Origin of the sequence: Bacteroides sp., assembly GCF_029057325.1 — a bacterium.
Lineage (GTDB): Bacteria > Bacteroidota > Bacteroidia > Bacteroidales > Bacteroidaceae > Bacteroides.
This window is the reverse complement of sequence record NZ_JAICZW010000205.1, coordinates 1-7,156: the sequence shown is the minus strand read 5'-3', so window position 1 is coordinate 7,156 and position 7,156 is coordinate 1. Positions and strand designations below refer to the sequence as shown.

9 protein-coding genes are annotated in these 7,156 nt (G+C 42.6%); 8 read left to right on the top strand and 1 reads right to left on the bottom strand.

What is annotated here, in order from left to right; genetic code table 11:
- Positions 1-513 (top strand): ATP-binding protein (locus tag K2G43_RS13245; RefSeq protein ID WP_300156029.1); only part of this gene is annotated, 513 nt, incomplete at its 5' end.
- A 91-nt stretch (positions 514-604) separates the two neighbouring features.
- A complete protein-coding gene (locus tag K2G43_RS13240) occupies positions 605-1,120 on the top strand; it encodes a methylated-DNA--[protein]-cysteine S-methyltransferase (RefSeq protein WP_297645237.1) in 516 nt (171 codons plus the stop codon).
- A 322-nt stretch (positions 1,121-1,442) separates the two neighbouring features.
- On the opposite strand, the gene K2G43_RS13235 is transcribed toward K2G43_RS13240, so the two are convergent.
- On the bottom strand, positions 1,443-2,804 hold the full coding sequence (locus K2G43_RS13235) for an MATE family efflux transporter (RefSeq protein WP_297645234.1): 1,362 nt from the start codon (positions 2,802-2,804) through the stop codon (positions 1,443-1,445).
- 475 nt (positions 2,805-3,279) lie between these two features.
- Between K2G43_RS13235 and K2G43_RS13230 the strand changes: the two genes are divergently transcribed.
- The 6 genes from K2G43_RS13230 (at position 3,280) to K2G43_RS13205 (ending at position 7,143) form a co-directional block, all read left to right on the top strand.
- Positions 3,280-3,882: a uracil-DNA glycosylase family protein gene (locus K2G43_RS13230; RefSeq protein WP_297645231.1), complete on the top strand. Its 603-nt coding sequence runs from the start codon at positions 3,280-3,282 to the stop codon at positions 3,880-3,882.
- A gap of 631 nt (positions 3,883-4,513) precedes the next feature.
- On the top strand, positions 4,514-4,771 hold the full coding sequence (locus K2G43_RS13225; RefSeq protein ID WP_300156024.1) for a GlsB/YeaQ/YmgE family stress response membrane protein: 258 nt from the start codon (positions 4,514-4,516) through the stop codon (positions 4,769-4,771).
- 29 nt (positions 4,772-4,800) lie between these two features.
- Positions 4,801-5,097, top strand: coding sequence for a YtxH domain-containing protein (locus K2G43_RS13220; protein WP_300156021.1), 297 nt, complete (start codon positions 4,801-4,803; stop codon positions 5,095-5,097).
- A gap of 83 nt (positions 5,098-5,180) precedes the next feature.
- Positions 5,181-5,453, top strand: coding sequence for a hypothetical protein (locus K2G43_RS13215; RefSeq protein ID WP_300156018.1), 273 nt, complete (start codon positions 5,181-5,183; stop codon positions 5,451-5,453).
- A 178-nt stretch (positions 5,454-5,631) separates the two neighbouring features.
- The gene (locus K2G43_RS13210; protein WP_300156015.1) at positions 5,632-6,585 is read left to right on the top strand and encodes a manganese catalase family protein; all 954 of its coding nucleotides are present in this window, start codon (positions 5,632-5,634) and stop codon (positions 6,583-6,585) included.
- A 267-nt stretch (positions 6,586-6,852) separates the two neighbouring features.
- Positions 6,853-7,143 carry a YtxH domain-containing protein gene (locus tag K2G43_RS13205; protein WP_300156012.1) on the top strand — a complete coding sequence of 97 codons (291 nt, stop codon included), beginning with the start codon at positions 6,853-6,855 and terminating at the stop codon, positions 7,141-7,143.
- Positions 7,144-7,156: the final 13 nt, after the last annotated feature.

Sequence of the window (7,156 nt, the reverse complement as noted above, 5' to 3'; positions counted from 1 at the left end):
AGCGGGGGAAGGCTGCTTATCGGGGTGAAAGACAACGGAAAGATTGCAGGCGTGCGCTCCGAAGAGGAACAATATATGTTAGAAGCCGCCGCCGAACTTTACTGCCGTCCGAAAGTGAGCTACCATACACAGACCTACCACGTGGAAGGACGCAGCATCCTAGTTGCGCAAATTGACGAAAGCATGCAGAAACCCGTATATGCTCAAGACGAAACCGGAAAAGAACTTGCCTACCTGCGCATTGAGGACGAAAACATTTTGGCAACTCCGGTTCACCTGCGTGTCTGGCAACAGAGCGGAAGTCCACAAGGCGAACTGATGGAATACACAGAACGGGAACAGCTGCTGCTCAACCTGCTGGAAGAGAACGACCACCTCTCGCTGAACCGCTATTGTCGGCTGGCACACATCTCCCGACGTGCCGCCGAACATCTGCTTGCCAAGTTCGTGCGTTACGACATTGTAGAACCTGTATTTGAGGGACACCGTTTTCATTTCAGGCTGAAAGAATAATCGCACCACCGGAGATAAAGTGCAGCCATAAAGCGTTTATGCCTTTCGCATACATAAATTTAAAAGCGGTTACAGACCGCATGAAAGCTATATGAAAGAGAAATATATTATTAAGACCAAACGTTATGAATCGCCATGCGGCGGATTGATGCTCGGCTCGTTCGGCAACAAACTTTGTTTGTGCGACTGGCAGGTGGAAAAACATCGCGGCCACGTGGACAGACGGGTGAAAAGAATGCTGAACGCAACGTTTGAGGAAGGAACATCGGCAGTGATTGAAAAAGCCGTGGAACAGCTTGATGATTTCTTTGCCGGAAAACGAAAAGAGTTTGAGGTGCCGTTGTTATTTGTCGGAACGGACTTTCAGAAAATCGTATGGAACGAATTGCTGCGTATTCCGTTTGGACAGACAATCTCCTACGGAGAAATGGCACGAAGAATCGGTATGCCTAAAGCGGTACGTGCGGTAGCCAATGCCAACGGCGCAAATGCAATATCCATATTCGCCCCGTGCCACCGCGTTATCGGCAGTGACCATTCGCTGACAGGTTATGGAGGCGGACTGGATGCCAAACGGAGCCTGTTGAAATTGGAAGGTGTCCTATAAAAAGCGTAAGAAAGCCCCTGCCCAACAGGAATATCGTACGAAATTATAGACAATTCAGACAATATCGAATGAATCGTATAGTGAATCTCATTCAGTACGGTACTGTAGATCCGCTTTCTGAGATTTTCTAATATGCTGATTATCGGATACTTAAAAATGAGTTGACAGACACTTGTGTTCAGCGTGACAAACACTTGTGTTCAAGCTGACAGACACAAGTGTTTGAGACGACAGATGCAAGTGTCTGTCAAACCAGGAAATATAGGGGGAATAGCAGAAGTTATTTCCTTGCGGATTTAATTCCGCCAACAGGTTGTTGATATTATTTTTTCACTCTACACCCTCTTCTTTGATAAAGATAAAACAGGACGATACACATCGTAGTAGCAACCTCGGAAAGGGGCAATGCCAACCAGATACCTTTGATACCCCATGCCTTGGGCAATAGTAGAAAACTCGGAACGAGGAAGAGCATACCGCGCAGCAAGGCAAAGACAGTGGCCGGGCGGATGCGCTCTACGCTTTGGTAGTAACCCACTGCTGTCAGATTCAGAATGAAGAAGACAAAAGCTGTAGAAAAGAGCGGAAACCCGTTAATGGCGATTCGTGCCGCAGGAACCGCAGAATCAATGAACAGGCCAACCAAGTATTGTGGACAATATGTAAAAAGCGATGTCACCACCGTTCCACACACTATTGCTGCAAACAGGGCGATACGCTCCGTCGCTGCCACACGACCATAGAGTCCCGCTCCAAAGTTGTAGCTGATAATAGGTTGTGCAGATTGTGCGATGGCGTTGCCCACCATGAAAACAAAAGGAGCATAATAGCATGTAATTCCGAACGCACCTACCCCGTCATCGCCCAGATAATGCATGAACACCTGATTGCCAACGAACATCAGTATGGCCATAGTGCTCTCTCCCAATAGTGCTGATGAACCTATGCGGCATTGGTATCCGATGTTACGCAACGACAGACGCAAGCTTTTACCACTCCATTTAGGCAGGACAGGACGCAAATACTTAGCATGAAAAAGCAGGTATCCCATGCTGATGCATCCACCAATAAACAGACTTATTGTCGTAGCCGCCGCAGCTCCCATCACCCCCAATCTCAAGGGAAAGATGAACAACCAGTCCAGCCCGATATTAACGATTGCCGGAATAATATTGCACCACATCGCCAACCGTGGCACACCGTCCAACCGAATAACAAAAAGCGCAATAGAGACCCATATCTGGAACAATAGCGAAGGCACGAACCACCACAAATAGTCTTTTACCAATGACAACAAATGTTCCGATGAACCAAGTAAACGCCCTGTCGCATCGGGAAACAACAAGATGACTATCGATGGAACCAATGTCACCAACGTGGCGAACAATAAAGCCTGTGTCACATTCATCCGTGCCACTTTTCCTTTTCCCCGTGACAAGTGTATGGAAGCCACCACGGAGCATCCGGCACCGACCATCAGCCCCACTCCCGTAAAAAGCATCAATAGCGGAATACAGATATTGACGGCAGCAATGCCATCGCTTCCTACGCCATGCCCCACGAAAATGCCGTCAATAGCCGTTACCGCCGACATGCTCAACATACCCAGCAGTGTGGGAATGAAATACTTGTTAAACAACTTGAATACATTTACATTTCCCAAATCAATAGCATCTCTTTCCATATTCTATCTTTTAACATTCTGATTCGACGAAAAAATGCCGGATAAGTGATTGGTTTTACCCAGTCATCTTATCCGGCATTCCATAATTCTGCCCTCCGATGAGGATTACAAAACTCCTTTTTTTGTTCTTTCGGCTGCAAAAGTAGGACATTTATCTAAAGCTACCAAATATGCCCGTGCATTTTGCTGCTAATTCCCACGACTTTTGTATTTAAAGGAGTCAATGGGAGTTAACAGGAGTTATCTGGCGACCAGCAGGCTTAGAAGTAATACTCCCGTAAATGAAAAAGCCATGCCCTGAGACACTTTTTTCCCGGTTCTTTCTTGTGATTCTACTATATTTTTGATAACTTGCCATTGTTTTCAGTTAGGTTGGTTGGATAACTACTCATAACTTATTTGTTCGCAACCGTAAAGCTGCGAAAGACACATCAGCCAACCTACTGATTATTAAACAAACATAAGTAGTTCAATCATGATGAATATACAAAAAGAATTACAGCTATTCTCCCGAGATACAGTGGATTTGGATTTTAATAACGTGAACGTTATACCGGAAACGATACGGGCAATCATGATAAATGAAATTGTTCCATCATGTCCGGAAGATGATTTCTATGGAAAACCGGATGCCACGTATATGTCAACAACAATTCCGTTATTCCAAAAAGCCGGGATAAAGGTGCATTCCGCACTGGATATCCTGAACAAAGGGATTTACATCACCAACGCCGTTAAGATGCCCAAAACCGAATATGCCGTTTCAAAAGAGAGCATAGAGGAAAGTCTGCCCTATCTGGAAAGAGAACTTGCATTGTTTCCCAATGTCAGAGTTATTATGCTTATGGGGGATGTGGCAAAGAAAGCCTTTAATATGATAAGCAAGAAGGCAACCAAGAAGAATGCCATTCCAAGCGTATCTACCTATAAATTGCGCAATACCGAAATTTCATATAACGGCATTCGCATCATTCCATCCTATATAATGACAGGGCAAAACATCCTGATTGAGAAATCAAAATTTGAAATGGCATCGGAGGATATTGCAACGATGTATCGGTTAATTAAAGAATCATGATTACAATATGGTTATTACACCTAACAAGATTCAGAAATATCGCCTTGACAATCTTTAAGGAGTTGTCGAAGTTCATAGCCGGAGCAAACGTGGTATTTTCTATAATCCCAGTAGCGTACTGAAACATGGTATATATATCTTGACAATTAAAGAAAAGAATGTCATTATGCCGCATCCGGTCTATATCATAAATCTTATATGTGTAGATTATAACGATGAAAGAAGGATTATATTTACTTATACTCTGAGAGAATTCAATACCATAGCATCAAGGTATCTTCGGTTGTTATACCTCTTCAGCCAACGGCCATCAGAAAGAACTATATATGTAGTTACATTATTTATTATCAAAATACTAATCCACATTTTTATCTATTACAAGTTTGGAGTATTGACTGCATGGCATAGTTACTTGGCAATAAAACACGACATAGGATAAACATGTAAACAATACTAATATGCCCACCAGCCTATTATTAAAATGACAATTGTTGTTAAATCCTTTTTTACACCCAAACTATTTTCTTACACAGCATGTTTTTTTTCCAAAACGGGACCGATGGTTTTCCGTCTGATATGATTCCTCAAGCCATCTGTTCCAATAGTATTATTTTAACTAAAACTTAATATTATGTATTTTATTGGGTACATTATCATTGGAATCGTTGCCGGACTCATAGCCGGCAAGATTATGAGAGGAGGCGGTTTCGGACTTCTCATTAACCTACTCGTAGGTATTGTAGGTGGCGTATTGGGTGGCTGGGTATTCGGCTTGTTGGGAATTACTACCACAGGCCTTCTGGGTAGCCTTTTCACCTCTGTTATTGGTGCTGTTCTATTATTGTGGATCATATCCTTCTTTCGTCATCCGAAGAGAACTGATATTTAATTTTTTTATTAACCTAAACCATTTTAATTATGGAAACTAGTAAATCTAACTTTTTGATTGGGCTGGCAATAGGTTCGGCCATCGGAGCACTTGCTCAACGTTTTTCACGTACGGCAAAAGCCAAGATGCTAAAAAAGAAAATTCATAATGCCATGGCAAAGATTGCCGATCGTGCTGAAAGCTTTGCAGAAACCGTGAGAGACAAAGCACTGGATGCAAGTACCAAAACCGCCGACAAGGTTGCAGATGCGGCCTTTGACATTGCCGAAAAGGCTGATAATCTGAAAAGCAAAGTTCATGCAGTTGCTTTAGAATCCCAAAAATAGGCTACTATAACAAACAACTAAAATTACGGGATGTATTTTCAATACTTCCCGATCCATTTCACCTGAATTAATGATTAATGAATATGAAATGGAACAATAAATACCAATATACTCCCGCATCCCTGCGGGAAAAGAGTTATGAAGAATTGTACACGCTATGCCTGTCCGCCTATACAGAGGGCCGTACGGATGAGAGGAATAAAAGCTTGGAAGCGTATAGGCTCAGGTGCAGCTGTCTGTTCGGAAACAAATGTATGGACTCTTCCCATTTCGTGGGAGTGCGGAAAAGGATATGCGACGGAAATTGTCATTATATAAAGAAATATATGTCTGAACTGGACAAACTCGAGGAATAAAATTTATTTTCTCCGATCCTTTCTCATTTATATTTCTACCGACAATTTTACCCTCTTGACTTGATTGGACAAACCTATCCCGGTCTGTATATACGGCCCGGTAAGGATATTCCTATCTTTAATATACAGATGTACATCTAAAATCAACCTGAATTATTAACTTAAAAATGAATCTGTTATGTTTTATCATGTAAAAGATCTTCAGTTCAATGCCCGTGTATCACAGCCGGATCCTCGTTTTGCCCGTGTGATGCTTGAGGCATTCGGAGGGGCCAACGGTGAGTTGAAATCCGCTCTACAGTATTTTGTACAGGCATTCAGTTGCCACAACCCCTACCCTGACAAATATGACATGCTCATGGATATTGCCACTGAGGAGTTCGGTCATCTTGAAATCGTAGGTGCAACCATCCAGATGCTCCTTGGACCAGTAAACGGAGAAATGAAGGATGTGTTGGAAGAGACTCCTCTGCGTACTATGATGGGAGGAAAAGCAGGCAAAGAGGATCTCATCCACCAAGCCTTCACCAATCCTGCGTTTCTGGTAACAGCTCCCGGTAGTCCCGTACTGACCGATAGCAACGGGAACCCATGGTGTGCCACCTATGTATCGGCCAATGCTGACCTGACAGTGGACCTGCGTTCCAACATGGCTGGCGAAGCACGTGCCAAAATAGGTTACGAAAACCTTATCCCACTTACGGATGACCCACTTGTGAAAGAAACGCTCATGTTCCTTATGACTCGCGAAGTGACCCATTTTCAACAGTTTGAGGCCGCTCTGGAAACTATTCAACCTAACTTTCCTCCGGGAGTATTCCAAACATCCCCCCGATACAGCAACCTTTATTTCAATAATTCCAAAGGAAAGGAAACCCGCGGACCTTGGAACGAAGGCAAAAGTACGAGGCTCAAAGAAGAATGGCAATATATTGAGAATCCACTGGAGGAAGTCAGAAGTACTGACGGATTACTCCAACGTAAACCTGAAGGCACCAAACGTACAGAAAAGGAAGTACGCCAAATAGATGAAAAACTAGCCAAGGAACGGAGTAGCGAGATACTCTCCCATATCCCTAAAGGAGAAATGCGTTGGTGTGAATATGGAAATGCTAAGAACGGAAACAAATAAGACTTCCAGTTCTACTATTGTTTAATTTAAAAACTAAATTTTATGACAACAAAGAACGAAAAAAAACAGATGGAAGCAAAGGGTGGCAAAAAGTGTACCCAAAGCAAAGCTAAAGAAAGTAAGCCTGCAGCTTCAAACAAAAAATCGGAAAAGAAATAACTTGAATTTCCGATAGTATGAAGTCTAAATCTTCATTCCGGTGGAGAACTGGTTTCTCCACCGGAAATTCTAAAGCATATTGTATAACAAGCAAAAATAGAGAACTATATGAAAAAGATAATGTTTATCACACTGACAATTTTATTTGCACTATCCGCATCATCCTGTCGGGACAAAAAAGAACAGAACCGGACAGAACAACAGATTGAAAATGCAAAAGAAAACGTAAATAACGCATTAGACAAGGCCTCTGACAAAATAGAGGATGGTGCCGACAAAGTCAAAGATGCCTGGAAAGAAACCAAGAAAGACGTGCAGCAAGGTACGGAGAAGTTAAAAAAAGAAGTAAAAAAGGATTATGACAAAGCTAAAGATGAAGTAAAAAAGCAACTTGATTAAGACTGTCATATAA